This window comes from Calothrix sp. FACHB-168, from assembly GCF_963889195.1.
GTDB lineage: Bacteria > Cyanobacteriota > Cyanobacteriia > Cyanobacteriales > Nostocaceae > Aulosira > Aulosira anomala_A.
Map to the genome: position 1 here is coordinate 333,999 of NZ_CAWPNJ010000019.1, position 25,495 is coordinate 359,493.

The window sequence follows — 25,495 nt, forward strand, 5'->3', positions numbered from 1 at the left end:
ATTCTATGATACCGACTATCATCGTTCACGGTGGAGCGAAAACTATTACCGAAGAAAAAGTAGCTGCAAATCATGTCGGTTGTACAGCCGCCACAGAAGCAGGTTGGGCAGTATTGATTAGTGGTGGTAGTGCTGCAGAAGCAGTGGAAGCAGCCATCTGCGTATTAGAAGCCGATCCAACATTTAACGCTAGTCTGGGCGCAACTCTCAACAGCGATGGCGAAGTAGAGTTAGACGCAGCAATTATGGAAGGCTCTTTAAGTTGGGGTGCAGTTGCAGCCGTTCAAGGTATCCGTCATCCCATCTCCGTCGCCCGCAAAATTATGGATGATAAACCCAGGCTATTAGTAGCGCGAGGTGCAGAACGCTTTGCTACCGAATGCGGTGCTGAAATGTGTAAAAAAGAAGACTTGATTGCCGAGGAGCAATGGGAACAGTGGAAAGAGGATCGAGAAGTTAGCGATCGCCCTAACACTGTTGGTTGTGTAGCTTTAGATGCAAGCGGTATCTTAGTTGCTGGTACTTCTACAGGCGGGATTACGAAGCAACAATGTAGTCGCGTCGGTGACACTGCCCTTGTTGGTTGTGGTTTATACGCTGATAATAAACTCGGTGCTTGCTCTACTACAGGTGATGGCGAGTCGATTATCCCGGTGGTTTTGGCGAAAACTGCGATCGATTTCCTCGCTAGTAACAGACATCCAGACGAAGCCGCACAAATGGCAATAAAGGCTTTGAAATCTAAAGTTAAAGGTGAAGCGGGATGTATCCTCGTAGATCGTCAAGGAAGGGTAGGTTGGGCGTATAACTCATCACACATGGCTTGTGCTTATATGACTGCAGGACTAGATAAGGTGGCTTTCTTTACCCAAAAATAACTCATAGATTCTAAAATAAAGCTTTTAATTTTCATAATCCTACCCCTCAATAGATGCGGTTACTCAGAGAATTTAATAATATAGAAATCCTATTTAATTTATGAAAAAAATATCCGTATCTGTAAGGTTGGCAACGCTTACCGAAACGCGGATATAGTGGGCTGTATTATGGGTGCCGCATCTCAGAAACTTGAATTAATTACAAAAAAGGTAAACCAGGAAATGCTTGCTGTATTTTCTGATTTACGAATTTATTGTAGTTAAAATCACATGCAATATTTACAGAATTCACTTCGTATTGCAGATGCGAGATATACAAAAGAATATGTTATTGATAAACATATTTAAGTGCTTTTAAATAAGGAGAATTAATATGCAATTTCAAATAGAATGCAATAGTGAAAAAAGTAGTCAAGTTTGTTTAATTTGTCGCCAAACTTTTCAGATGCTAGCAGCCAGACTAATTGTCTGTAATGATGATGGAGACGGCTACGGGGAAATTTGCCATCAATGTACAGCTAGAGGCGGTAATTGGGTTCAAGGTCAACTCCAAAAATTCAAACACAATATTGTACCAGCTTAAAGATGAGCGCAAAGCAATATAGAAAATAGCAACCCTTGATGAGTTGAGAACAATTAACAACAAGTTATAAACAAGTTATCACAAATATTGTTGTGTGGTGGGGAGCATCCCAAATGTGCAAAAACGCCCTCACCCTATAAGGGTGGGGCTAGAAATACGAAGCCTGCCTACCCTTCGGGAACGTCTTCGACGAACGCAGGCTATCAAACTTTTAGCAAAAGAAGGCAGGCTTTGTTGGTATAGCAATACCCTTCTAGGGTATTGCGTCAAAATTGGGATGCTCCCGTGTGGTGTGAAAATTTTATGCTCAACCGCAACTAATTGTAGAGGTATTTATTGAGTTAAAATTTCTCAAATATGTCTGATATTAAGAAGAAATTTTGCTGCATAGTGGGTTAGCAAAAGTTGCAACCCACCTAACATTTCATGCTTAATTCTGAGCTTTTCTCAGTTTACTGATAGGCACCAAACTGAGTGACATCTCCATTATAGGTAGTTCCATCAGGCATGAGAGAATTAGACAGATCTGCACCAAATAGCTTAGTTCCTCTAAGGTTTGCCTGTGATAGCCTTGAATTTCTCATCTTAGTATTGGACAAATCTGTTCCCGATAGATTAGCACGAGAGAGAATTACTCCCCTTAGCTTGGCATTTGTCAGGGATGCATTAGACAAATCTGCATCAGAGAGAATGGCTGCTTCTAAATCAGCTGAAGTGAGATTGGCGTTTGATAACCTTGTATTACTCATCAGAGCATTATATAAATCTGCCTCAGCTAGATTAGCCCCTGTTAGATGAGCCTCCTTTAAGTTTGTCCCCATGAGGATGCCTCCCGATAAATTGGCTCCCGTTAGGTTAGCGCCTTCGAGTGTTGCATCATTGAGTAAAGCACCAGAGAGATTGGCGTTTGATAGATTTGCGCCACTGAGAGCGCTACCATATAAATCTTTATTCGATAAATCGGCTCCTGATAAATCGCATTTAACACATGCGTTAGTCATAAGCAACTTATTGTAATCACTTGAAACGACAGCGTTAGCCGACAATGTAGAGAACGTTAAGCTAACGATAATGGCAAAAGCAATAGCAGAGAGTCTACGAAACCAAGAGGTCATACTCATATTAGATTTGAGAATTAAGGTTTTGTGGTGATTGTGTCAGTGAACTTTTGCAGAAGAGGGTTAACGCCAATCGTCGGATAGGTTTGGGAACTGACAATAAAAGTTAAATCGTTCTCCTCAATACCCATATCTTGCGACTATTTTGGCTTTTGATACCAGGCGATCGCATACCAAAGCTGGACGATATGAGAAGCGATCGCTCCGCATATTTTCGACCTCAGATGTGAAAAACTTACCTAATAGTCAAAAATTACTTGTTATCAGGGAGTTCTGCATTAACAATAACCAAGATTTATTATCAACAGCTTATATACCTATTTGCATCAGTATTTATACGTAAGCAAATGCGGATTGTACGCAAATTAAGTCTGTTGGCGTTGTTAAGTTATTCAGTTAATTGGGTTTAATTTAGGCTAAATAGGTAAATTTTTGTATATGCAAAGATTTTTAACCTTCTTGTAATTTTACTTCAACTATAGGAATCCGATTTGATTTCTGAAAAAATCTAAGTATATGTAGGGTGCGTTATCACGAAGTGTAACGCACCGTATTATGTGGCGTGGCAACCTTAAAATATGGCAATATAATTTTCTTGTGGGATGGGCGTCTCGCCCGTCCTGGGCGGACAAGATGTCCACCCCACAAGAGTTTTATTCATGCAGTATTTTCTACATATACTTAAATTTTTTCAGAAATCAATTGGTATTAGGATATGGTTTTCTCAAGGGTTTAATCAGCGCATCTCATAAAAGATAAAAGATGCGCTGGTTGTAATTTCCCAATTTTCACTTTATGCGGAAATTGGCATTTGTAAATTCACAGCTACAGCTTGTAATTCTTTGGCTTTCTCCTCTGGTAAAGCGTCATTAGCAAACATACCGGCGGCGAGTTCGGTTCCTGCTAAGTACTTGAGTCTGTCGCTAGTGCGATAGGGTGGATAAAACTGGGCGTGTAAATGGGCTTCTGGATGGGGTTTACCGTCGGTTGGCGCACCAAACCAAGCCATGAGATAGGGAAATGGACGATTCCACAAACCATCATATTTAAGAGTGACGGTTTTTAATGCTTTGGCTAATCCCTGACGTTGGTTTGCACTCAAGTCTTGAAAGTTAGGAACTGGTTGTTTAGGCGCAATCCATACTTCGTAGGGATAACGCGCACAGACGGGGACGAAAGCGATCGCATCTTCATCTTGATATAGAATACGCTGGTTATCAGCTATCTCTTTGGCAATTAAATCCGCTAATAAACCCCGTTGCTGTTCTTGATAAAATTGCCGTTGCATTTCCAAGATTCTGGCGGGGACTGGGGGTATAAACGGATAGGCATAAATTTGCCCGTGGGGATGGTGTAAAGTTACGCCTACCTCGACACCTTTATTTTCAAAGGGCAAAACATACTGAATTTGGGGATTTGCGCCGAGTTCGCGATCGCGATCGCCCCAAACTTGCAACAACAATTCTAGGTGGGCTAATTCCAAGGAACTGAGGGAAGTATGGGGGTTTTGAGTAAAAACCACTACTTCGCAAGCACCGTTGGCAGGTAAGGTTTCTACAATACTCGCTGGTGGATTATGTGCTGTGAGTGCCATCGAGGGAAAGCGGTTATCAAAAACAGCAATATCGTATTTCCCTGGGGGTAGTTCTGTGGGAAACTCTCGGTTACTGGTGGGTGCGAGGGGGTTATATTCTGGCGGCGGCATAAAAGTCCGCCCTTGACGGTGACTAGCGTAAGCTACCCATTCCCCCCGTAAAGGGTGCCAGCGCAGGTGGGGATTGGCTTGCACTGGCTCATTACTGGGGCTAGTCGCTGCGATATCTGGGGAAATTGGATAGCGACTATATAAAGTCAGTTGGCGTCCATCTGGCTTTAACAACTTGTGGGAGTACATAAACCTCCAGAAAGGGTGGCTGCGCGTATCGTCTCTAGGGGAATTTTCGGCGTGCGATCGCTGTACAATAACCCGTTAGCTTCTTGGAAGGTATCGGCAAATTGTGTATAGCAGAAACCGCTAAACATATCGATGTGATTCACACTTTCCAACAGAGCAGTGTATTTGATTTCTAACTCTGAGAGATTCCAGCAGCGCTCATATCCCCAAACTTTGTTAGCATCAGGTTGTTCTTCTGGCGCGTAGGCTATACCGCCAAACTCGGTCAGCATAACTGGCTGTCCCTGATGGGGGTAGTTATCCAATGTGAGGATTCTGCCTCCGGGACGCTGACGATTAAATAAATCTGATAGCTGGACTTCTGGCCCGTACCTACGAGCTAAATGCTGGGGATTTGTATCGTAATCATGGATGGCGAGAATATCCGTATCTGTACTTTCCCAACCATCGTTACCAATCACCGGACGAGTCGGATCGAGGGTCTTGGTGAGGTGATACATAGCCAAAACATAGTTCCGGTGAGCTTGTGTCTCAACTAAATTTGGTACCCCCCAAGACTCATTAAATGGTACCCAAGCAACAATACAGGGGTGATTGGCATCACGCTTAATAACTTCTGTCCACTCATGGGTCATGCGTTCCACTGCTCTGGGGGAGAAGCGATAAGCGCTTGGCATCTCCTCCCATACTAGCAATCCCAACACATCTGCCCAATATAAAAATCGCGGGTCTTCTATTTTTTGGTGCTTACGAACTCCGTTGAAACCCATTGCTTTGACTAGTTCCACATCTCGCCGCAATGCTAAATCATCGGGTGCAGTCATCAGACTATCAGCCCAGTAACCTTGGTCTAGCACTAAGCGTAAATAGTAGGGGCGACCGTTGAGCATAAAGCGATCGCGTTGAATACTCACAGTCCGCAAAGCTGTATAAGATATGACTTTATCTAATAATTGTCCGTTATGAGATAACTCAATCTCTGCCTTGATTAAGGTCGGTTTTTCTGGACTCCATAGCAATTCGTTGCGGTAGTCATCGATACCTGGATCTGATAGGGAAATGCGGCGGTTAATCTCGCCATTAAATACTTCATAAATATCATTAGCCAGGATGCGATCGCCTACAGTTAATTTCATCTTCATTTGTACGCCCGTTGCGGGTGTATCGCCTGCCAGCGCCGCATAACAACCAATTTCCCAACGTTCAAAGTCAGGAGTCCAACGGATGTGATCGATATAAGTCACACCCACACGTTCCACCCAAACTGTCTGCCAAATCCCACTTGTACGGGGATACCAAATACTGTGGGGTTCTAGCTGCCAATCCTGCTTTCCACGGGGTTTGGCTAAGTCTTGCGGATCGTCTTGCGCCCAGACTGTGACTTTTGTGATGCCACTGTCATTTAAAGCAGCAGTAATATCCATAGTGAAATTGGTGTGTCCGCCTTCATGCTCACCAATATATAGATTGTTCACCCAAACACGAGCGCGATAATCTACAGCACCAAAGTGCAGTAATAACCTACCCTCACCTTCGGGGGTGGTAAATTCTCGCTCATACCAGCAGTTAGCATGAAATCCTGTATCGCCAATCCCACTTTTGATAGATTCAGGAGCAAAGGGAACTTGTATATCATGTGTCCATTGCTTGAGGTCACTTGGTTGAGCGCATTTGCCTTGGTCATCAAATGCGAACTTCCACTGACCGTTGAGATTTTGCCAAGGCGATCGCGTTGCATCGGTAGTAGAAAGGCGCTGCAATTGCGGACGCGGATAAGCTATATCAATTAACTCTAAACTTGGCTGAGTAACTGCATGAGATTTAAAATCTCCCGGATTATTCGCCAACTCCAACAAATTCATCATCATATATTCCTAAATTTGCTTTGTAAAAGAGTTTAAAAAACTTGGCTTTTGGTCAATATTTCTAGAGTCAAAACTATATAAATACCTAAAAATATTTTTTATCTGCTAACCAAGCTCTGCTTTAAAATAGAGAAATTAATTGTCGAGCTTGCTTATCAGAAAATTAGTAATTTACCCCTATTTTACTTAGGGATATCTAATTAGGTACTACCTTTTGACTCGTGACATTATGGCATATTCGAGACAAAAGTTAATAATTATTTCTGACTAAATTGGAAATAAATTTTTTACTACCTTATACCGAAATCATCGCCCTATATTAATAATTTTAATCTTAGATGTTAGGCTGTGTCAGGGACAGCATTACCAGCTATTTATTAGGATTTTGCGGATTCATAACTAACTCTACAGTAGAAAATGAATCTCAAAATTTAAGTTCTATATTAATTATTTTAATATTAACAGGACTTACGCAAAATACCTTTGAAACTCTTATTTCTTCGTGTCCTTCGTGTCTACCCTGCGGGAACGACTTCGTCGAACGCGGTTCGATTCTTCCGTAGTTTGTGCGTAAGTCATAATTAAAAATGATTAGCTAATTTGACTGTCATAGCTGTTAAAGAAGTCATTACTGGCAAAATCTCTAGGTTTAGCTTAAAATGCCAGAAATTACTGACGATTATCGCTATAGTTGATTAATTAAAAATGGTTCCAGCCAATAGAGTTTATTTATTATTGTTGATAGGAATTGCCATCGCCCCTATCTTGGCTATGGTTTTGGGTATTCCCACTAGTATTGCGATCGCGCTTTTATTTGATGTCCTGGTATTAGGATTAATGGTTGTGGATGGTTTGCGGGTAAAACGCGATCGCGTGCAAATCAACCGGGAAATTCCCTCACGTTTATCTATTGGGCGAGACAACCCAGTAGTGCTAAATATCACCTCTGCAAATGCTAATGCTATCATTGAGATTTACGATTACTACCCTACAGGCTTTGGTGTATCCGCAGCAAAACTGAAAGCAAATGTAGCTGCTAACACCAATCAAGACTTAACCTATACCGTCCACCCCACACAGCGAGGAGAATTTGACTGGGGAAATATTCAGGTAAGACAGTTAGGTTTATGGGGGTTAGCGTGGGATGATTGGCAGATTCCCCAAAAACTGACAGTTAAAGTTTATCCAGATTTAATTGGATTGCGATCGCTTTCTATTCGTCTCGCCTTGCAATCATCTGGATCGATTCGCCAACGCCGCATGGGAATTGGCACAGAATTTGCCGAACTGCGTAACTATCGTACTGGTGATGATTTGCGCTTAATTGATTGGAAAGCTACCGCCCGCAAAGTTGGCGCTTATGGAAATACAGCCCCCTTAGTCAGGGTTTTAGAACCAGAACAAGAACAAACCCTGTTAATTTTGCTGGATCGGGGAAGATTGATGACAGCAAAAGTACAGGGTTTGCAGCGCTTTGATTGGGGGTTAAATGCAACTTTATCTTTAGCTTTAGCCGGATTACATCGCGGCGATCGCGTTGGCGTGGGTGTATTCGACAGACAAATGCATACGTGGATTCCTCCTGAACGCGGTCAAAATTACCTCCCGCACTTAATTGATCGTCTCACCCCAATTCAACCAGTATTGCTAGAATCTGATTATTTAGGAGCCGTTACCAGCGTCGTCCAACAACAAACAAGGCGGGCATTAGTAGTATTAATTACCGACATAGTGGATGTCACCGCCTCCACCGAACTCCTCGCCGCCCTTTCTCGCCTAGCCCCCCGTTATCTCCCCTTTTGCGTAACTCTGCGCGATCCGCAAGTCGATCTGCGGGCGCATACCTTTACAGCAGATGTCACAGAGGCTTATATCAGAGCGGTAGCTTTAGATTTATTAGCACAGCGTCAAGTTGCATTCGCTCAATTAAAACAAAAAGGTGTGTTGGTGCTTGACGCACCAGCACATCAAATTACAGATCAATTAGTGGAAAGATACTTGCAACTTAAAGCGCGGAATCAGCTTTAACAACTGCAGCACTACGGCGACGAAGTTTGAATAAACCCAATCCAGCAATCCCAAATAATGCTAAAGTTGCGGAAGGTTCGGGTACAGGTGTAATTCCAGCAATATAACGGGCGTTTTCTTTACCGATATCAATGGCGAACACTGTATCGTTATAGTCTTTGTCGCCACCGCCCCATAAATCTTCAAAACCGAATACCAAGTAGTCTTTGTAGTAATAAGCGATCGCGTGCTGTAAACCATCTGGGTTTAAAGCTTGATTTAAACTCCAAATACCCTTAACTGTTTTGCCGCTTTTATCTTTACCACTAATACCACCGTTAATATCATTGGCATACAACAAGAAATCCAACTGAGTACCAGCTTGCATCTTGCCAATATTTGCCCAATCACCTACATTCAAAGGTCTATTAGGTGCAACTGTGTTGGCTAATGGTTTGTTGGCATTCGGGCAAAATTTCAGAAAATTATCAATTGACTGCCCAGTATTACAAGAAGTATCGCCAAAGATTTTCCCTTCAGTCACTGTAGAGCCAAAAGTTGCTTTAAAGTCTAGTCGGTTGCGGTATCCGCCAGCAGTTTCCCCAATAAAGAAGACATTTACATCATGGTCAAATTTAAGTTGTAACTTAGAAAGGTCTACTTGTTTAGCCTTAATAGTTTCAGGATTTAAAGTTTTAGCTTCTTCGCCAACAAAAGCGCGAAATTCTTGGATAATACTTGTGAATGAAGCGGGAGCTTCGTTTCGACTTTTGATATTAAACGCACTAGCAGAAGCATTTCCTGATAAAATGCTAGTCCCTAATGTAATAGTAGCAAGTAACGAAGTAAAAAGTTGATTTTTCATGATTTTTTCTGATGTCAGAAAAAGAGACACTTTTACAGACTTATTTCATTCATATTTGAATAGGTGTAACTTCGTCTACCTAATTTTCAACTATTTACTATTACTTTTTAATTCCTTCATTTACTAGTACTATTCTCAAGTACTAGTATTAGTAATACTGTAAGAAAATTTGATTATCTATACGTATAAATACTTGAAATAGCAATAATTTTTTGAAAAAATCATAAGTATTTATCGAAGAATCAGTAGTATTTGTATTAATCTGAAATAGTGTAAAAAATGTAGATGGCTAGAAGCCTACGAACCAACACCTTAACTAATGTTGAATTTCTGACTTCCAGCCAACCTACACTGAAGGCGCGGACGTTTATAAAAACTGGGATGCTCCCGCTTTTGATCAACTCAACCCTCTATATAGGATTCATATTTGATTTTTGAAATATACGTAGTGGACTGACACAGCTAAAATAGTGCATTAGGAAAACTCTTGTGGGATGGGCGTCTCGCCCGTCCTGGGCGGACAAGATGTCCACCCCACCAAAAAATTATATTGCCACATTTAAAACTAGACACGCCACTACTGGCGCGACAAGGCTAAAATGGTGCATTAATAAAACTCTTGTGGGATGGGCGTCTCGCCCGTCCTGGGCGGACAAGATGTCCACCCCACAATAAAAATTAATGCTTATCTTTCTTGTCCTCCTTGTCCCTTTTGTTTGCATCTCAAATAAGATGGCTATAGTATATGAACTTACAAAAGTGTCCCCACTTCTTTTAAATAAACCCTTGTAAAAGGTTCATCTTCTCCCAAAGTGTAATCTTCAATTAATCCTTTACGACTAATCGAAACGCTGTCTCCTTTCTTAATCACCACAGTCGAACTTTCTAAAATATCCCGAACTAAGATCATCTCTATTTCGCTGGGATTATCAAGAACCACCATATTACTACCTTGGTAAAACATCCCATCTCGATCTAAAATTTCCTCATCGTATGCGGCAATTAACAAATCTAACTTGGGATTGCGTAATAAACTTTGGACGTTGGTATTGTAATCTTTGCTTAAAACTTTTTTCGACCGATTAACAAAAACCCCATCGCGACAAACAGCGCCAACTGTCCAATCAGGATGTTGTAAAAGAATATGGTCTATGGTTTCTTGCAACTCATGGACAGAGATTTTATTAAAAGTGATAATTGGAATTCTCGCCTCTGTACCTGACTCAAAAAATGTACTGAGAATATGGGAAGGTACATCCACACTATCGCCAACCGCCGGGTTAAGATGCATCAAAATACCGGGTGCAGCGTTAATTTCTAAAATGGCAAAGTTGCCATCTTTCCAAGATTCCGCCAGACTTTTGGTAATCACATCAATCCCCAAACAAGTTAACCGGAAGTGTTGGGCAATATCCTGCGCCAAAATAATGTTGTCATGGTGAACTGTGTGAGTAGCATTAATACTAATCCCACCAGCAGAAAGATTAGCTACTTTACGCAGATAAACAATCTGGTCTTTTTCAATTACACTATCTAATGTCAAACGCTGTTCTCTTAAATATAATTCCATCGCTTCATCACGCTGGATTTTACTCATAGGAGAAGTTGGTGTATCCCAACGTGCAGGTTTGCGGTTTTCTTCGCGAATTAACTCATCAATAGTGGAATAGCCATCACCTACAACTGAAGCGGGACGCCTTTCTGTCGCGGCGACAAATTTACCATTAACGCACAGTAAGCGAAAATCTGCCCCGGATATGCTTTTTTCGACAATTATCCTTGTGGCTTGTTCTTCAGGAATCGCCGCTAACGCCCTATCATAAGCCGATTCGAGTTCTTCTGAGTCTTGGACTTCGGCTGTGACACCAATTCCTTTATGTCCGACTACAGGCTTGACAGCAACCGGATAGCCGATTTCTCTGGCTACAGCCATAGCATCTTTTTGGGTATTGACAATATCACCTTCCGGTACAGGGAAACCCAAGGTTTTTAAGAAAGCTTTGCAGTCATCTTTACGAGTAGTAAAGTCAGAATCTATATGACTATCACAGTCAAAAGTCGTAGCAATACCGCGAATATGTTTTTTACCATAGCCGTATTGCATCAAGCCTTCTTCCCACAAATAAAAAGTGGGAATAGCTTTTTCGTAAGCTGTGCGTAATAAAGCGTAAACTGTGGGGCCACCGTAAGCAGATTGTCTAAATTTATTTTGCAGCCTTGCTAGCTCATCCTCAAACAGAAAGTCTGCATCTCGGTTAATCGCCTCAAACCAATCCCAGACAAAATAGACTACTCCCCTAGTTGTGCGTTCGTGCAGCGATTGAATAGCAATCCGCACAGGATCGGAATTTGACTGGATACTCCAACGAGTGAGGTGTAACCCCATTTCTAGCTTTCCGACTTCCGATAGAGTTTGAGCAAATAAATGGGCGTAGGATTCGTATTCTCGATCGCCTAAATTGGGATAGCGATCGCTAATCATAGCAACATAGTCCTCAATGGGCACAGGTGTTCGATACTCCGTCAGCACAAAGTTGAACACTAAAGCCCCTACTTCCAGATAGGGATTAGGGCCCATATAATGCTTGAACTTGAAAATATCGAATACGTCAGTTTTTCTAGCGTTGATGCGAACTGCATCGGTGGTTTTTTCTTGAAGCATTGATGATAAACCTCTAGCTAAACACCCTGAAGTCGGGACGCTCAAAGGCGTTTACCCAGACCTATCGATGAGCAATTGATTTGATTTATGATTGGAGAAGCGATCGCTTAACGACTGTTCAGAGTATAAAACTCAACCTTCACTGAGACAGCTTAACCCTACTCCAAGAAATCTTCAGCTATCTCAGGGCATAATTAAGCAGTTTCTCTATTTCTTACTCAGTATGGACAAGATTGAGAATATTTTGACACTCCTACTCCCCCTCAAAAATATAACCTTTGAAAGGTGCAAACTATTGGCAAGTTTTATATATCTAAAATACGGATATTAAGAAACAGCAAAGTATGAACAGTTCACAAGTTTCTTTAAGAGATGAAGTTCGGCAACTTGCCGATCAAGCATTTCACCTTAAGCTAATTTCTGGTCATGGAGATGGCCCGGATATCGATGAATACCAAATTGTTTATCAAGGTAAACCTAGACATCTTCCCCTAGAACAAGCTCGTCTTTTTTTACTCAACTTGATTTATAGAAGTCAAGTTCATTAAGTTAAACAACACTTTTTCAATCAGGATGCATATTTTCTCTCAATTATACTCAACAGCAAAAAACTTTAGCAATTAAATAAATAACAATTATTCAATAAGCCTATAGAATAATTTCTATGGGCTTATAAAGCATATATAGATTAAGTCTGAATTAATATAGTAAAATTTCTTGATAAAAATTATTTTTATTACTTAATTTATTAATCTACCAAATGGATGATTTTATAGCTGTAATTGTCATGCTTTATTGAAAATACTTACAGAAAATTTTAGGTGATATCGTGGTGACAACAGATATTAAACGGCAGCTAGTAATAATTGGTGGCGCTGAAGATAAAGAAGGAGATTGTCAAATCCTGCGGGAGTTTTTAAGGCGTGCAGGCGGTACCAAAGCTCATATTGTCATTATGACAGCAGCAACAGAACTGCCGAGAGAAGTTGGCGAAAATTATATTCGAGTTTTTGAACGCTTAGGAGCAGAAAAAGTTCGCATAATTGATACAGAGACTCGTGAAGATGCAGCTTCCTCAACAGCTTTAGAAGCCGTTAACGATGCAACGGGAATATTTTTTACTGGTGGCGATCAAGCAAGGATTACCAGCATTCTTAAAGACACTCAACTTGATGAAGCTATTCACAAAAGATTTGCTGAAGGTATTGTGGTTGCGGGTACAAGTGCTGGCGCTGCGGTGATGCCTGATACTATGATTATTGAAGGTGATTCGGAAACAAATCCCCGAATTGAAATAGTTGATATTGGCCCTGGTATGGGCTTTTTACCTGGAGTAATTATCGATCAACATTTTTCCCAACGCGGTCGTTTAGGGCGCTTAATTTCTGCTTTATTACAAGAACCAGCAGACTTAGGATTTGGTATTGATGAAAATACCGCTATGGTGGTTACTGATAACCAAATTGAAGTTGTTGGTGAAGGTGCAGTGACGATTGTTGATGAATCAGACGCCACACACAACAATATTGACGAAATTTTAAAGGATGAGGCGTTGGCAATTTTTGGAGCCAAGCTTCATATTTTACCCAATGGCTATAAATTTGATTTAAAAACTCGTCAACCTATCTTACATAATGCTTCTATTGCTGATGCATCTGTACCCGTCGGTTCAGGTAATATCTAACTTTTAGTAGATGTATTTGGACTAACTAGAAAGTAAATATTTATTTTTTAGTAATGTTGACTGCTAATATTCCCCCAACTCGTGAAAAGTTAGGGGGATTTATAACGTTAACTTTACATTTGCATCAGCAATGTTATTTATATGGTAAGTGCTTTATAGCACAATACTGTTCAGTTAGCGTCAAAAACCTTAAACCACGTAGGTTGGGTTGAACGAAGTGAAACCCAACAAATCGCCGAAAATGTTGGGTTTCGTTCCTCAACCCAACCTACATTTATCCTTAACTGAACCGTATTGCTTTATAGCATTTATTCATGATACCAATTTTCTATAAATTTGCACTAAATCATTACCTCTCTGTTTCTTGACGTACTTGGCGGTTTATTAATAAAAATAAGGATTAAAAATGGGTAGATTAATTGATTTTAAATTATTTGCACCTCGTAATCAAAAAGCTAGTTTAGTAGGTTCTTTTTCAGATTGGCAAGAAACGCCAATGAAAAAAAATGAAGATGGTTATTTTTATACGCAAATAAATTTAGCAGACGGGATTTATCAATATAAATTTCGCGTCCAAAGTCAAAGTCCTAATTTTTCTCCGAATGAATGGGTAGATGTCATAGATCCTTATGCCACAGATGTTGACGAACAGCAAAAAGTTGGCTTGGTGCAAATTAAGAATGGTAAAAGAATAGTTGATAGTTATAGTTGGCAGTATGACGATATAGCATTACCAGAAAATGATGAATTAGTTATATATGAAATGCACGTTTCTGATTTTACAGGTGGTGAAGTTGATAGCGAAAAACGAGGACAATATTTAGATGCAATTGAAAAATTAGATTATCTCCAAGAACTAGGAATTAATGCCGTTGAATTAATGCCAGTAAATGAATACCCTGGCGATTATAGCTGGGGTTACAAAGTTCGCCATTTTTTCGCCACAGAATCTAGTTATGGTTCCACAGCAGATTTAAAGCGATTAATTGATGAATGTCATAGTCGAGGCATTCGGGTATTTATGGATGGAATTTATAATCATACTGATGAAGAATGCCCGTTAATGCTGATAGATAGAAATTACTGGTATTACGAATACATGCACTATCCAGAAGACCCGGATAATTACTGGGGGCCAGAGTTTAACTATGATAATTATGACGAAAAATTAGATGTTAAACCTGCTTGGCAATATGTTGGTGATGTAGTGCGGTTTTGGGTACAAGAATATCATATTGATGGGATTCGCTTTGATGCGGTGCGCCAATTAGCTAACTTTGACTTTTTGCATTGGCTGGCGCAACAAGCAAAAAAGAATACTGTTAAGAAACCCTTTTATAACATTGCCGAACATATTCCTGATACTAACAAAGTTACAGCACCAGAAGGGCCATTAGATGCATGTTGGCATGAAAGTTTTCATTACTTTATAGTGCCTCATGTTTGTGGCGAAAAATTTGAACTAGATCATCTCAAGCAAGTTTTAGATCCGCGACAGCAGGGTTATAAAACTGGTACTAATGTGATAAATTACATATCCACACACGATCGCGAACGTTTATTTAGAGAATTAGGCGATCGCGGAATTTTTGATGAAGCTGCATTTACCCGCGCCAAATTAGCCGCAGTCCTGTTAATGACAGCAGTAGGTATACCCATGTTATGGATGGGTGAAGAGTTTGGCGAACACAAGCGCAAAAGCGAAAAAGTCACTCAACCCAAGAAAATCGCTTGGCCATTGTTAGAAAACCCCCAAAACCGCGATTTATTCGATTATTACAAAAAACTCATTGCCCTACGTAAACATAATCCAGCTTTGCAAAGTGACAATATAGAGTTTTTCCACGAAGATGCACAGGCGAAACTCTTAAGCTACGTTCGCTGGGATAACCAAGGTTCGCAAATAGTCGTTGTAGTCAACTTTGCTGACGATGATCTCAACGATTATCAAATTCCCAACTTCCCAAAAGCCGAAAATTGGCAAGATTGGTTCACAAACACGCCTGTAGAATTAAACGAAGATGCTTTAATTACCGATATCCAACCCTACACAGCCAAAATATTCATTACTGCGTAGTCAGGACTTACGCAAAAATTGCCAAAAAGCTTAATTTATGGAACCGCCTAGACGCCTTCGCGTTAGCGTCTCGAAGAGAAGAACGCCAAGAGTTCGTATAGTGTGCGTAACTCTTATTAGTACACAATTTCATTAATTCATAGCGAATTGGCTGGTGAAATACTCAGCGAAACTTTGTCTTGAAAAGTTCTGAGCGCCGGCTTCCGGCGCTCAGACTTTTCGCTGCGCTAACCTCCGCGTTCCTCTGCGTTTAAAAAGTGATAAATTTATGCAAAGCAGTACTTACATCCCCAACTTCCTCAATAACTCAGGTATCTCAGCTTGATTCACCCCACAGCTTAAGGCCTGTGATATTATTAGAGACTGCTGCATAAATTTAGAATAACTAGAACTAAAATCAATCATGGCTCTGACGCAACAGCGCAAACAAGAACTCATTTCCAGCTATCAAGTTCACGAAACTGATACAGGCTCTGCTGATGTCCAAATTGCAATGCTTACTGAACGGATTAACCGTCTCAGCGAACATCTGCAAGCAAACAAAAAAGACCATTCTTCTCGCAGAGGCTTGTTAAAGCTGATTGGACATCGTAAGCGTCTTCTTGCTTATGTCCAACAGGAAAGCAGAGAAAAATATCAAGCTTTAATTGGTCGTTTGGGAATTCGTGGTTAAGGATACCGCTTATGTCTGCTGAAGAATCTGAACGCAGCCGCTTACCTTTTGAACCGAACACAAAGCGCCAAAAGCCAGCAAAGGCTAAAAGTCAACCACCAGCACAGTCTAAAGAGTCTGGTGAAAAGACTACAAAAACAACCAAGCAGCCACCCTACACCAAAGAGGAAATGGCCATCCCCAAGGTTGTCAGCCAAAGGATGATTCGCCGAGTAGCGGCATTTTGTGGTATACCAACAGCTTTAGGTATTGCCACGTTAGTTGCTAGCTACATATTGACCATTTATACCGACATCAGATTACCTCCCATTGCTGTGTTGTTGGTCAACATGGCCTTGTTTGGCTTGGGAGTGTTAGGAATCACCTATGGCGTGCTTTCTGCTTCTTGGGATGAAGACAGAGTTGGTAGTTGGCTGGGTGCGGCTGAGTTCGGCACCAATTGGGGACGCATGGTGGATGTTTGGCGAGAAACTCGGCAGAAAAAGGTGTGATTTTTGGCGCTCAGATATCAGAAGACTGTAATTTTGGGTAAATTTTAAAGTAAATGTTGAAGTTGAAATTGATAACTTCAACATTGCTAATTAAAAATTTATGTTTATTTATATCCCAATCTTCAGTCATAAATATACTGAGCGCTATATTTTTTTAAATTGAATTTTAATATTTAATAAAAAATAAATATTTCTGCTAAACCATTGATAATTCATTAGATTAAGCTCCTCAGATTAGGTTGAGAAACAATATTAAATCAGGTTTCTCATGTTGTCCCCAGTGGCAGTGTATTACATTAAAGAAAATACCTAAAACTCAGAGGAAGTATCGATTCTGCTGTCATAGACCTAATAATAAATTTTTAGGTGACGGCGTATTTACTAACTCAAGTTTCTTTTGAAAACCACGCTGACAAACAACTCAACTAATCAGGGAATTTAATATGATTGTTGTAATGAAAATTGGTTCCCCAGAGGCAGAAATCAATCGGATTAATGAAGAATTAATCGGTTGGGGACTGACACCAGAAAAAATTGTTGGTAAACATAAAGTAGTTATTGGTTTAGTTGGTGAGACTGCGGATTTAGATCCTCTACAAATTCAAGAAGTTAGCCCTTGGATTGAGCAAGTTTTGCGGGTAGAGTTACCTTATAAACGTGCTAGTCGTCAATACCGTCATGGTGAAGCTTCGGAAGTTATGGTTAGCACCCCTGACGGGACTGTTGTTTTTGGCGAACATCATCCGGTAGTTGTAGTTGCTGGCCCCTGCTCCGTAGAAAATGAGGAAATGATTATTGAGACGGCGCAGCGCGTCAAAGCCTCTGGAGCCAAGTTTTTACGTGGTGGTGCATACAAACCCCGGACTTCTCCTTACGCTTTCCAAGGACATGGTGAGAGTGCTTTGGAATTATTGGCGAAAGCTAGGGAAGTTAGCGGATTAGGAATTATCACAGAAGTGATGGACGCTGCCGACCTGGATAAAATCGCGGAAGTTGCCGATATGATTCAGGTAGGCGCAAGAAATATGCAAAATTTCTCGCTGCTGAAAAAAGTAGGCGCGCAATCGAAACCAGTGCTGTTGAAGCGGGGAATGGCGGCGACAATTGAGGATTGGTTGATGGCTGCTGAGTATGTGTTAGCCGCAGGTAATCCGAATGTAATTTTATGCGAGCGCGGAATTCGCACCTTTGACCGTCAGTATACTCGCAATACCCTAGATTTATCGGTAGTGCCTGTTTTACGCAAGTTAACTCACCTACCAATTATGATCGATCCTAGTCATGGTACGGGTTGGTCTGAGTTTGTACCTTCCATGTCTATGGCCGCGATCGCAGCTGGTACTGATTCTCTCATGATTGAGGTTCACCCCAACCCCAAAAAAGCTTTGTCAGACGGGCCTCAATCCCTGACACCAGACGCTTTTGACCATTTAATGCAAGAATTAGCCGTTGTTGGTAAAGCTGTAGGACGTTGGCAAACAGCAGTTGCTGTAGTTTAATTCTTATCAGTCAAAAAATAACCATAGATGCACGCAGGTAAACACCAACATTTATCTGCGTGCATCTTTTTTCTTTAAATTTATTGAATTGGTAAAAATAAAACTTTTGGTATAGGTAAACATATTCCTATAGTAGAAGTTTAACTAAAACTCAGCATTTATTGTTAATTTAATTAGCAGATTGTCGTTAATATCGTAATTTATGCATAATACCAATTATATGTGAGGCTGCACATTAACGCCCTCACCCTAGAAGGGTGGGGCTAAACAAACAAAGCCTGCAAAGGCAGGCTAATTATATGCATTTTTATATAAAATTGGTATAACTCGGTTTATGCTTAATTATAAACTATTTTTTGGATATAAAAATATTTAAATACAACAAAGATGAGATTTTTTTATGCGCGCAAAATACAAGTTTGATTACTTTCAAGGCAGTTCTTTATCAGATTTATTTGCTCAAGATATCATCGATGAAAGTTATGCCTTTATCCCCAATTATCCAGCTACTGCTAGTTGGGCAGCTTACCCTAATACAAAAAAATACTATATTCAAGATGGCAGTAGTGAATCTACTAAAACTTCATTTGATAAGATTTGCCAAAAAGAAGCTTGGAAAAATTTAGCTGTACTTGGTGATTTCCTTCCTGGAATTGTAATTATTCCCCCGCACAACTTACTGGTTGACTACTGGCGAGAGCATTTTGACTTTAACTACGCCAATATGGAAATGTTTGATTGCTCTATTTATTTAGAAGAACTCAGCCATAGCGATCGCTTTGACAAAATCATCACCCTATTTCCCTTTGATAATTTACAATATGAAAAACACGCGATCGCACCCCATACACACTACCATCTACTCAGTAAAGTCACCCTAGCTGAACTGGGGGTACAATGTCCAGCATACAACAGCTACAATCTCCATAACGTTAGCCTGGAAGAAATTCAGTTACCAGAGAAATTTCCCTATTTAATTAAAACCTCTCATGGACTCTCAGGAGAAGGTACTTATATTATCAAAAGCAATAGCGATTTAAACTATTGCTATAAAGAATTAAATAAATATCTGGAGATTAAGTTACTCGATTGGATTATTGTCTCTGAATTCATCAAAAATGCTGTACAAAATTACTGCGTACAATTCTATGTCAGCAAAAGCGGAGAAATAACGCTAATTGGGACAACAACACAACTTGTCACCGCAGAAGGTAATTATTTAGGCGGACTAATTAATTATCGCGAAACTGACATGAGTAAGTTTTTTACGATGATTGCTACTATTGGTCAGTATGCTCATCAACAAGGTTATTTTGGAGTAATTGGTTTTGATGTCCTAGAAACCCAGGATGGACAACTTTATACAATCGATGCCAATTTTCGCGTTAATGGCTCCACACCACTTTGTTTGCAGCGTCATACCTTGCTAGAAGTAGGAAAGGAAGTGGCTAAATATTCCAGTGACTACCGGATAGATGGCACATTAGACGCTGTTTTAACGGCTTTCAAACCAGAATTAGATCGTAAAGATTTAATTATTTTGTCAGCTTTAGAAAAGGTGAAATACGGCAAAATTTACACAGAAATTTATGGCATCGTTACCGGAGAAACGCTTGCAGAAATGCAACAAATTGAGCAGAAAATGCAAAATAAAGGATTACATTGTGTCTAATTAGGTGTACGCTCAATCATATCAATTGCTGTTTTTAGCCAATCAATATAAGTCTGTTCTCGTTGACTGACTAAATCTAGTACTAGTCGTTGCATAATCTGTTCGCGATTTGTGCAATCTTCTAGTTTTGGTAGTTGAATATTGTCACACTCAGCCCGTTTTTTGTTGCGTATAGCTAGCTGTTGTTCTAGCAATTTAATAATAGCTGCATTCGGTAATTGGGCGGCGAAAAATAACTGCACCAGCAATGGTTCTCTGACTGTTGGTAAAGGCTGATGACATTGCAACCATCGACTAAATTCGGCTTTTCCGGCTTCTGTAAGCGAATATACCTTACGATTAGGGCGATCGCTCTGAATTTCAACGCTACAACTAATCCAACCCTGCTCAACCAATTTATCTAGGGTTCTGTAAATCTGTGCTTGATCTGCTGGCCATAAATGTGCAACACATTGATCGAAACAAGTAGTTTTCAGATCGTAACCTGTCATCTCCTCTTGCTGAAGTAGTCCGAGAATTGTATGAGCTAAGGACATAGGCGGTTTTCCGAAGCTAAAGTAGGGGAAACTCAATCTATCATTTTTCACATCATCTTATGCTATTATAAGATTAATCATATATAGGATTTAACAAATAAAACCTGAGTTTTTATTTCACACTCCAACCAAGAGCGATCGCAGTGCAACCACTGCCAAAAGAATACAATGCTTTTATATATGTGCTTGATGGCGAAAGCTTATTTGGTACAGAAAAAGAATCGGCAGGAGTTGGGCAAATGGTATTGTTTGTACAAGACAAAGAAGAAATAGTGCGATCGCTAATTCATCGAATGCCACATCACCATTAGACTTCCTACTCATCGCTGTTGTACCGCTAAAAAAACAGTTGTTCGCTATGTGGACTATTTGTCATGAACACTGAAGCCGAAATCATTCAAGCAATAGCCGACTATCGTAACGGGAGGATGGGTTAAATTGACTTCTAAAACACTTCTACAACGCATCGATCAACAGCAATTTTTACGTAATTTGCGCAATAAATTCCTCAATTTGCATTCCACCTTATTAGATACAGAACGCATCGCTTACGAACAAGTAAGCGGTAGAGTATCCAGCGCAGAACTTTTGCAACTAGTTATCGATCACGAACAATTTGCTTGGTTACATAAAATTTCCGAGCTAGTTGTGCAAATTGATGAAATGCTAGCAGCAGACGAACCCATACTAGCGGAATCTCTGCAAAAATTAATTGCCGATGCGCAAAGACTCATTGTACCTTCAGAATTAGGCAATATTTTTGCCAGAAAATACTATGCGGCTCTCCAGCGCGAACCTGATGTTGTCTTAGCACATGCAGCAGTATCACAACTTCTGGCATCCAAATAAGTTATTTTCAATCTGGCAATGCACTCAACCCACCTTCCTCAAGGTGGGTTTTGCTTCACTAAGGCATCAAGTAAAAATAAGGGACTTCCAAGAAATAAATTATCCAATCTTGTGGGGTGGGCAGCGTTCGACTGAGCGCTCACGCCGAAGTCTTGCCCGCCTTTGACTATGGGCGGGCGAGACGCCCACCCCACAATAAATAGTTGTATATTTTTTATTTGGAAGTCCCTAAGTAGTGCGAGCATCTTGCTCGCGCGAGCAAGACTTCGGCGTGAGCGCTCAGTCGAACGCTGCCCGCACTACAAATATTAAATTGTTCAACTTATTTTTACACGACTTCTAACTAGCCATCTTAAAATTCGATTGTAGAGCGGACATAATTGGAATTTATGGCTAAACTTTTTGATTGTATTACAGAAGAATTGCAAGAATTTATTAACCAGCAGCACCTTTTTTTTGTGGGTAGCGCACCTTTAAACCCCACAGGTCATGTTAATCTATCTCCCAAAGGATTAGATAGTTTTCGCATTCTCTCCCCCAACCGGGTAGGCTATTTAGATTTAACAGGTAGCGGTAACGAAACCTCAGCACATTTGCAAGAAAATGGGCGCATTACATTTTTATTTTGTGCTTTTCAAGGCGCTGCTCGAATTTTACGCCTTTACGGTCGCGGGTATACAGTATTACCAGATTCCCCAGAATGGGACTCCTTTTATCCTCTTTTTACAACGCTTCCTGGATACCGCCAAATCATCATAGCTGATATTGAACGAGTGCAAACTTCTTGTGGTTTTGGCGTACCACTTTATGAATATCAAGGACAACGCGAGATTTTAGTCGATTGGGCAAATAAAAAAGGCGCAGAGGGTGTGAAAGAATATCAACAGCAAAAAAATCTCATCAGTATTGATGGCTTACCAACTCCATTAAGCAATTTACCTAGAGATTGAGGAAGATAACAAGAACAAATTACTATATATTTTCTTACCCAATGCCCCATGCCCAATGCCCCATGCCCCATAATTTATGAATTATTCAATTCGTCCACTTATACAAGAAGATGAACCTTTTCTTTGGCAAATGCTATATGAAGCAGCACACATGGCTGAAGAAGGGAATTTAACTATACAGGATGCCATGAATCATCCCGAACTAGCTAGATATGTGAAAAACTGGGGTGCTAATGGTGATATGGGATTTCTAGCTAGTTTAGTAGATAGTAATCAGCCTGTAGGCGCTGCATGGATAAGGTTACTGACTGGCGAAAATCGCGGTTATGGATATATTAATGACAAAACTCCAGAATTGGCGATCGCAATTCTGCCAGAATATAGAAATCAAGGTATAGGTACGCAATTACTCACTCATTTATTAGCCGCAGCTAAAGCCTTTTACCCCTCTATATCATTGAGTATCAGAAGTTCAAATCCTGCGTTACGTCTATATCAAAAACTTGGTTGGCGAGCGGTTGAAGGTAGTGAAGTCATCAACCGAGTCGGCGGTACTTCTTTCAAAATGAAACTTGATTTGTCATAATCAAATCTCTCCCGCTCCTAATCTCTTAGGACTTACGCACACTCTAAGAACTCTTGGCGTTCTTGGCGTCTTCTCTGCGAGACGCTGCGCGTTGGCGGAAGCCTCTCGCAGAGAAGGCGGTTCCATAAATTAAGCTTTTTGGCAATTTTTGCGTAAGGGACTTCCAAATAAAAAAATATACAACTATTTATTGTGGGGTGGGCGTCTCGCCCGCCCATAGTCAAAGGCGGGCAAGATGCCCACCCCACAAGATTGGATAATTTATTTCTTGCAAGTCCCTAAGTCCTGTCTCTATTTATCCCGATACAATTCATATTGCGAAAGCACTTCTGTTTCTTGTTTAGCTGCTTCTATCCATTCTTGCATAGCAGGAAGTTCTAAAATTGCCTCTGCATATTTCCGAGAAATATCATCTAATTGCACATCGTAAGTCACAAACCGCAATACCACAGGGGCAAACATAGCATCAGCAATAGTGAATTTACCAAATAACATATCGCCATCTGCTGCAAATTTTTGGCGAAATTCTTGCCAAATACTAGTAATGCGGTCAATATCTTTTTGGACTTCCGATGTTAACCCTTTTCCAGGGAACTTAGCACGACAATTCATTGGCATATTCTGCCGCAGATTAACAAATCCTGAGTGCATTTCTGCACTAATAGAACGAGCTAAGGCTCGATTAATTTTATCTTCTGGCCACCAATGCAAATCAGGAAATTCTTCAGCTAGGTATTCGCAAATAGCCAGAGAATCCCAGATACTTTGATTATTATCTAAAAGTACAGGTACTTTTTTTGAAGGCGAATATTCCTGAAGTTGAGATGCAGTTTCTGGGATGTAAAGAGGAATGCGAATTTCCTCAAATTGCACCCCAAGCTGCTTTAAAGCTAACCAAGGACGTAATGACCAAGATGAATAATTTTTATTACCAATTACTAATCTAAGTTGCGTCATGTTGATTTTTATTACCTGTACAACTGCTCAATCCACATACATACATCAACTTCCGAACCGGAAGAGTAGGACTTTCCGCTTACAGGATCGTAAGCTTGCCAATAAATATTACCTTGGCGATCGACCTTTTTGATAACTTGTAATTCTTTAGAGTCTGATAGTAGTATTTTTACGGTATTCTGCCAGAATTTATGCAGTATTTCTTTAACTGAAGTGAGGATATTACTAGCTTTAGAAGTTATTTTTATCTCTTCTGGTTGTAGGCATCTCAATTCATTCCTCATAACATTATTCCTGATAGATGCTCGTGACAACAAAACTCTAACAACACTTGACTAAATAATCAAAACATGGCTTGCATAGTTGCTATAAATGCCATTTATAGATATAAAAAACACGAATATAATATTTTTGACAAAATTAAGTCAGCTATTTACGCTGTGTTTTAGCATAACTAAGTATAAAAATCTTTCTTCCCTCACACCTAGCCCCTAACCTCTAGCCCCTAGTCCCTAGATCAATTCACCATGAAACTCTCCCAACTTCGAGCCGTAGTTGCTGTAGCAGATTGTGGTAACTTTAGTGAGGCAGCTTTAAAATTGCAACTTTCCCAACCTGCCATTAGTCATGCGATCGCTACTTTAGAAGAAGAATTAGGTGTACCTTTATTTGCAAGAGGTCGTCATGGTGCGATACTTACACCTGCGGGAGAGCGTATTGTCTATCATGCGCGTCAATCATTGCATCATCTAGAGATGATGGCACAAGAAGCGAATCTGTCTAAAGGATTGCATGGTGGACATGTGCGGATTGCAGCTTTTCGCAGTGTTGCTACTCATTTATTACCAAAAGCGATCGCTCAATTTCACGATCAATTCCCAGAAGTAGCTGTAACCATCATAGAATGTCTTTCCTACTTAGAGGTAGAACATTGTTTGCGCGAAGGACGCGCCGATTTGGGCGTTACTTATTTACCTACTAGCGATGAATTTGAAGCCTGGGAAATTATCAGAGATGAATATGTCGCTTTGCTACCACCAAACGCCAAAGTTAGCAGCCCACAAATTACTTGGGAAGATATAGCAGTATATTCACCAGTATTGTTATCTTGTTTACCCTGTGGGCGTAATCTCCACAATCACATGAAGTTTGTCGCTAATTTCATTCAGACTAACAGCGATATTCAAGAAGACTCTACGATTGTCAGCCTAGTCAATCAGGGACTCAGAGCCGCAATTATTCCCCAATTAGCAGCCGTACCAATTCCTCACAATGTCCAGGTATATAGTTTACCAACACCCCTGGAAAGAGTCATGGGTGTTGCAATTTTAGCTAATGGGTTGCAAATTCCGGCGGTATTCACATTTTTAGAAATGCTAAAGAAATTTGACTTTTACACTTTGGCTAAATCTGCTTATTTATAGTCAAGGTTGCCGTAATTAATATATAACTGGCAAGGGCTGTCAATAGTCAATGGTCAATGGTCAATAGTCAATAGTCAATAGTCATCGGTTTCTCGTCGTCTCCCTTTTCCTCCTTGTCTTGGCATTGACATCCTCTCCCGCTAATTGCAAGCAATGTAGCGGGAGATTCCAACATTACTGTTGAATTTTCCTCTTTCTTTGAGATGATTTACTCAAAGAAGTTGC

General features: G+C 40.4%; 25 protein-coding genes. 17 read left to right on the top strand and 8 right to left on the bottom strand.

The genetic code is table 11. The features are described 5' to 3' along the window. Positions 1-5: 5 nt before the first annotated feature. Both AACW45_RS12515 and AACW45_RS12520 read left to right on the top strand, forming a co-directional pair. Complete coding sequence (locus tag AACW45_RS12515) at positions 6-878, top strand: isoaspartyl peptidase/L-asparaginase family protein (protein ID WP_190628188.1); 873 nt, start codon at positions 6-8, stop codon at positions 876-878. Positions 879-1,251: 373 nt separating this feature from the next. Further along, entirely contained in the window at positions 1,252-1,461 is a 210-nt protein-coding gene (locus tag AACW45_RS12520) for a hypothetical protein (protein ID WP_190628190.1), read from the top strand. A 452-nt stretch (positions 1,462-1,913) separates the two neighbouring features. Here AACW45_RS12520 and AACW45_RS12525 read toward each other — a convergent pair whose 3' ends face one another. Continuing rightward, on the bottom strand, positions 1,914-2,462 hold the full coding sequence (locus AACW45_RS12525) for a pentapeptide repeat-containing protein (RefSeq protein ID WP_242045524.1): 549 nt from the start codon (positions 2,460-2,462) through the stop codon (positions 1,914-1,916). Positions 2,463-2,724: 262 nt separating this feature from the next. Between AACW45_RS12525 and AACW45_RS12530 the strand changes: the two genes are divergently transcribed. Further along, positions 2,725-2,922 carry a hypothetical protein gene (locus AACW45_RS12530; protein ID WP_190628192.1) on the top strand — a complete coding sequence of 66 codons (198 nt, stop codon included), beginning with the start codon at positions 2,725-2,727 and terminating at the stop codon, positions 2,920-2,922. Between the two features lie 450 nt (positions 2,923-3,372). Here AACW45_RS12530 and galT read toward each other — a convergent pair whose 3' ends face one another. Then, positions 3,373-4,473 carry a galactose-1-phosphate uridylyltransferase gene (galT, locus tag AACW45_RS12535; protein ID WP_190628193.1) on the bottom strand — a complete coding sequence of 367 codons (1,101 nt, stop codon included), beginning with the start codon at positions 4,471-4,473 and terminating at the stop codon, positions 3,373-3,375. Next, a complete protein-coding gene (locus AACW45_RS12540) occupies positions 4,452-6,335 on the bottom strand; it encodes a glycoside hydrolase family 2 protein (protein ID WP_190628226.1) in 1,884 nt (627 codons plus the stop codon). The genes galT and AACW45_RS12540 overlap by 22 nt, the downstream gene beginning before the upstream one ends. A gap of 708 nt (positions 6,336-7,043) precedes the next feature. Between AACW45_RS12540 and AACW45_RS12545 the strand changes: the two genes are divergently transcribed. Continuing rightward, positions 7,044-8,366 (top strand): DUF58 domain-containing protein, encoded by a 1,323-nt coding sequence (locus AACW45_RS12545; RefSeq protein ID WP_190628194.1) that lies wholly within the window; start codon positions 7,044-7,046, stop codon positions 8,364-8,366. Here the strand turns inward: AACW45_RS12545 and AACW45_RS12550 are convergent. Together AACW45_RS12550 and AACW45_RS12555 are read right to left on the bottom strand one after the other, a co-directional pair. Further along, entirely contained in the window at positions 8,344-9,210 is an 867-nt protein-coding gene (locus tag AACW45_RS12550) for a DUF4114 domain-containing protein (RefSeq protein ID WP_190628195.1), read from the bottom strand. The genes AACW45_RS12545 and AACW45_RS12550 overlap by 23 nt on opposite strands. A 751-nt stretch (positions 9,211-9,961) precedes the next feature. Beyond that, positions 9,962-11,872 carry an ATP-binding protein gene (locus AACW45_RS12555; protein ID WP_190628196.1) on the bottom strand — a complete coding sequence of 637 codons (1,911 nt, stop codon included), beginning with the start codon at positions 11,870-11,872 and terminating at the stop codon, positions 9,962-9,964. Between the two features lie 344 nt (positions 11,873-12,216). On the opposite strand from AACW45_RS12555, the gene AACW45_RS12560 reads away from it, so the two are divergent. The 7 genes from AACW45_RS12560 (at position 12,217) to AACW45_RS12590 (ending at position 19,968) form a co-directional block, all read left to right on the top strand. Beyond that, positions 12,217-12,420 carry a hypothetical protein gene (locus AACW45_RS12560; RefSeq protein WP_190628197.1) on the top strand — a complete coding sequence of 68 codons (204 nt, stop codon included), beginning with the start codon at positions 12,217-12,219 and terminating at the stop codon, positions 12,418-12,420. A 281-nt stretch (positions 12,421-12,701) separates the two neighbouring features. Further along, complete coding sequence (locus tag AACW45_RS12565; protein WP_190628199.1) at positions 12,702-13,556, top strand: cyanophycinase; 855 nt, start codon at positions 12,702-12,704, stop codon at positions 13,554-13,556. A gap of 406 nt (positions 13,557-13,962) precedes the next feature. Beyond that, a complete protein-coding gene (locus tag AACW45_RS12570; RefSeq protein WP_190628201.1) occupies positions 13,963-15,633 on the top strand; it encodes an alpha-amylase family glycosyl hydrolase in 1,671 nt (556 codons plus the stop codon). Positions 15,634-16,036: 403 nt separating this feature from the next. Next, positions 16,037-16,306: a 30S ribosomal protein S15 gene (rpsO, locus tag AACW45_RS12575; RefSeq protein ID WP_096647303.1), complete on the top strand. Its 270-nt coding sequence runs from the start codon at positions 16,037-16,039 to the stop codon at positions 16,304-16,306. 11 nt (positions 16,307-16,317) lie between these two features. Then, positions 16,318-16,797 carry a PAM68 family protein gene (locus AACW45_RS12580; RefSeq protein WP_190628202.1) on the top strand — a complete coding sequence of 160 codons (480 nt, stop codon included), beginning with the start codon at positions 16,318-16,320 and terminating at the stop codon, positions 16,795-16,797. 443 nt (positions 16,798-17,240) lie between these two features. After that, positions 17,241-18,296, top strand: coding sequence for a 3-deoxy-7-phosphoheptulonate synthase (gene aroF / locus AACW45_RS12585; RefSeq protein WP_190628204.1), 1,056 nt, complete (start codon positions 17,241-17,243; stop codon positions 18,294-18,296). Between the two features lie 400 nt (positions 18,297-18,696). Then, entirely contained in the window at positions 18,697-19,968 is a 1,272-nt protein-coding gene (locus AACW45_RS12590) for an ATP-grasp domain-containing protein (protein ID WP_190628207.1), read from the top strand. On the opposite strand, the gene AACW45_RS12595 is transcribed toward AACW45_RS12590, so the two are convergent. Next, the gene (locus tag AACW45_RS12595; RefSeq protein ID WP_190628208.1) at positions 19,965-20,504 is read right to left on the bottom strand and encodes a PadR family transcriptional regulator; all 540 of its coding nucleotides are present in this window, start codon (positions 20,502-20,504) and stop codon (positions 19,965-19,967) included. The genes AACW45_RS12590 and AACW45_RS12595 overlap by 4 nt on opposite strands. Positions 20,505-20,647: 143 nt before the next feature. Here AACW45_RS12595 and AACW45_RS12600 point away from each other — a divergent pair, with 143 nt between their 5' ends. The 5 genes from AACW45_RS12600 to AACW45_RS12620 all read left to right on the top strand — a co-directional run bounded on the left by AACW45_RS12600 (position 20,648) and on the right by AACW45_RS12620 (position 22,889). Next, positions 20,648-20,815: a hypothetical protein gene (locus tag AACW45_RS12600; protein WP_339381975.1), complete on the top strand. Its 168-nt coding sequence runs from the start codon at positions 20,648-20,650 to the stop codon at positions 20,813-20,815. A 63-nt stretch (positions 20,816-20,878) separates the two neighbouring features. Then, complete coding sequence (locus tag AACW45_RS12605) at positions 20,879-20,941, top strand: hypothetical protein (protein ID WP_339381977.1); 63 nt, start codon at positions 20,879-20,881, stop codon at positions 20,939-20,941. 1 nt (position 20,942) lies between these two features. Further along, positions 20,943-21,353: a hypothetical protein gene (locus AACW45_RS12610; RefSeq protein WP_190628210.1), complete on the top strand. Its 411-nt coding sequence runs from the start codon at positions 20,943-20,945 to the stop codon at positions 21,351-21,353. A 389-nt stretch (positions 21,354-21,742) separates the two neighbouring features. After that, positions 21,743-22,303, top strand: a complete 561-nt coding sequence (locus AACW45_RS12615; RefSeq protein ID WP_190628212.1) for a pyridoxamine 5'-phosphate oxidase family protein — start codon at positions 21,743-21,745, stop codon at positions 22,301-22,303. 76 nt (positions 22,304-22,379) lie between these two features. Further along, positions 22,380-22,889, top strand: a complete 510-nt coding sequence (locus AACW45_RS12620) for a GNAT family N-acetyltransferase (protein ID WP_190628214.1) — start codon at positions 22,380-22,382, stop codon at positions 22,887-22,889. A 291-nt stretch (positions 22,890-23,180) separates the two neighbouring features. On the opposite strand, the gene AACW45_RS12625 is transcribed toward AACW45_RS12620, so the two are convergent. Together AACW45_RS12625 and AACW45_RS12630 are read right to left on the bottom strand one after the other, a co-directional pair. Then, on the bottom strand, positions 23,181-23,846 hold the full coding sequence (locus tag AACW45_RS12625; RefSeq protein ID WP_190628216.1) for a glutathione S-transferase family protein: 666 nt from the start codon (positions 23,844-23,846) through the stop codon (positions 23,181-23,183). Between the two features lie 11 nt (positions 23,847-23,857). Beyond that, positions 23,858-24,130 (bottom strand): hypothetical protein, encoded by a 273-nt coding sequence (locus tag AACW45_RS12630; RefSeq protein WP_242045526.1) that lies wholly within the window; start codon positions 24,128-24,130, stop codon positions 23,858-23,860. A gap of 243 nt (positions 24,131-24,373) precedes the next feature. On the opposite strand from AACW45_RS12630, the gene AACW45_RS12635 reads away from it, so the two are divergent. Beyond that, a complete protein-coding gene (locus AACW45_RS12635; protein ID WP_190628217.1) occupies positions 24,374-25,270 on the top strand; it encodes a LysR family transcriptional regulator in 897 nt (298 codons plus the stop codon). Positions 25,271-25,495 lie beyond the last annotated feature (225 nt).

What these genes read in the sequence shown, in the direction of transcription:
- AACW45_RS12550 (WP_190628195.1), bottom strand. Translation starts at nt 9,210, where the DNA reads ATGAAAAATCAACTTTTTACTTCGTTACTTGCTACTATTACATTAGGG.
- AACW45_RS12580 (WP_190628202.1), top strand. Translation starts at nt 16,318, where the DNA reads ATGTCTGCTGAAGAATCTGAACGCAGCCGCTTACCTTTTGAACCGAAC.
- AACW45_RS12615 (WP_190628212.1), top strand. Translation starts at nt 21,743, where the DNA reads ATGGCTAAACTTTTTGATTGTATTACAGAAGAATTGCAAGAATTTATT.
- AACW45_RS12635 (WP_190628217.1), top strand. Translation starts at nt 24,374, where the DNA reads ATGAAACTCTCCCAACTTCGAGCCGTAGTTGCTGTAGCAGATTGTGGT.
- rpsO (WP_096647303.1), top strand. Translation starts at nt 16,037, where the DNA reads ATGGCTCTGACGCAACAGCGCAAACAAGAACTCATTTCCAGCTATCAA.
- aroF (WP_190628204.1), top strand. Translation starts at nt 17,241, where the DNA reads ATGATTGTTGTAATGAAAATTGGTTCCCCAGAGGCAGAAATCAATCGG.
- AACW45_RS12560 (WP_190628197.1), top strand. Translation starts at nt 12,217, where the DNA reads ATGAACAGTTCACAAGTTTCTTTAAGAGATGAAGTTCGGCAACTTGCC.
- AACW45_RS12620 (WP_190628214.1), top strand. Translation starts at nt 22,380, where the DNA reads ATGAATTATTCAATTCGTCCACTTATACAAGAAGATGAACCTTTTCTT.
- AACW45_RS12590 (WP_190628207.1), top strand. Translation starts at nt 18,697, where the DNA reads ATGCGCGCAAAATACAAGTTTGATTACTTTCAAGGCAGTTCTTTATCA.
- AACW45_RS12630 (WP_242045526.1), bottom strand. Translation starts at nt 24,130, where the DNA reads ATGAGGAATGAATTGAGATGCCTACAACCAGAAGAGATAAAAATAACT.
- AACW45_RS12525 (WP_242045524.1), bottom strand. Translation starts at nt 2,462, where the DNA reads ATGACTAACGCATGTGTTAAATGCGATTTATCAGGAGCCGATTTATCG.
- galT (WP_190628193.1), bottom strand. Translation starts at nt 4,473, where the DNA reads ATGTACTCCCACAAGTTGTTAAAGCCAGATGGACGCCAACTGACTTTA.
- AACW45_RS12545 (WP_190628194.1), top strand. Translation starts at nt 7,044, where the DNA reads ATGGTTCCAGCCAATAGAGTTTATTTATTATTGTTGATAGGAATTGCC.
- AACW45_RS12555 (WP_190628196.1), bottom strand. Translation starts at nt 11,872, where the DNA reads ATGCTTCAAGAAAAAACCACCGATGCAGTTCGCATCAACGCTAGAAAA.
- AACW45_RS12520 (WP_190628190.1), top strand. Translation starts at nt 1,252, where the DNA reads ATGCAATTTCAAATAGAATGCAATAGTGAAAAAAGTAGTCAAGTTTGT.
- AACW45_RS12515 (WP_190628188.1), top strand. Translation starts at nt 6, where the DNA reads ATGATACCGACTATCATCGTTCACGGTGGAGCGAAAACTATTACCGAA.
- AACW45_RS12595 (WP_190628208.1), bottom strand. Translation starts at nt 20,504, where the DNA reads ATGTCCTTAGCTCATACAATTCTCGGACTACTTCAGCAAGAGGAGATG.
- AACW45_RS12625 (WP_190628216.1), bottom strand. Translation starts at nt 23,846, where the DNA reads ATGACGCAACTTAGATTAGTAATTGGTAATAAAAATTATTCATCTTGG.
- AACW45_RS12540 (WP_190628226.1), bottom strand. Translation starts at nt 6,335, where the DNA reads ATGAATTTGTTGGAGTTGGCGAATAATCCGGGAGATTTTAAATCTCAT.
- AACW45_RS12570 (WP_190628201.1), top strand. Translation starts at nt 13,963, where the DNA reads ATGGGTAGATTAATTGATTTTAAATTATTTGCACCTCGTAATCAAAAA.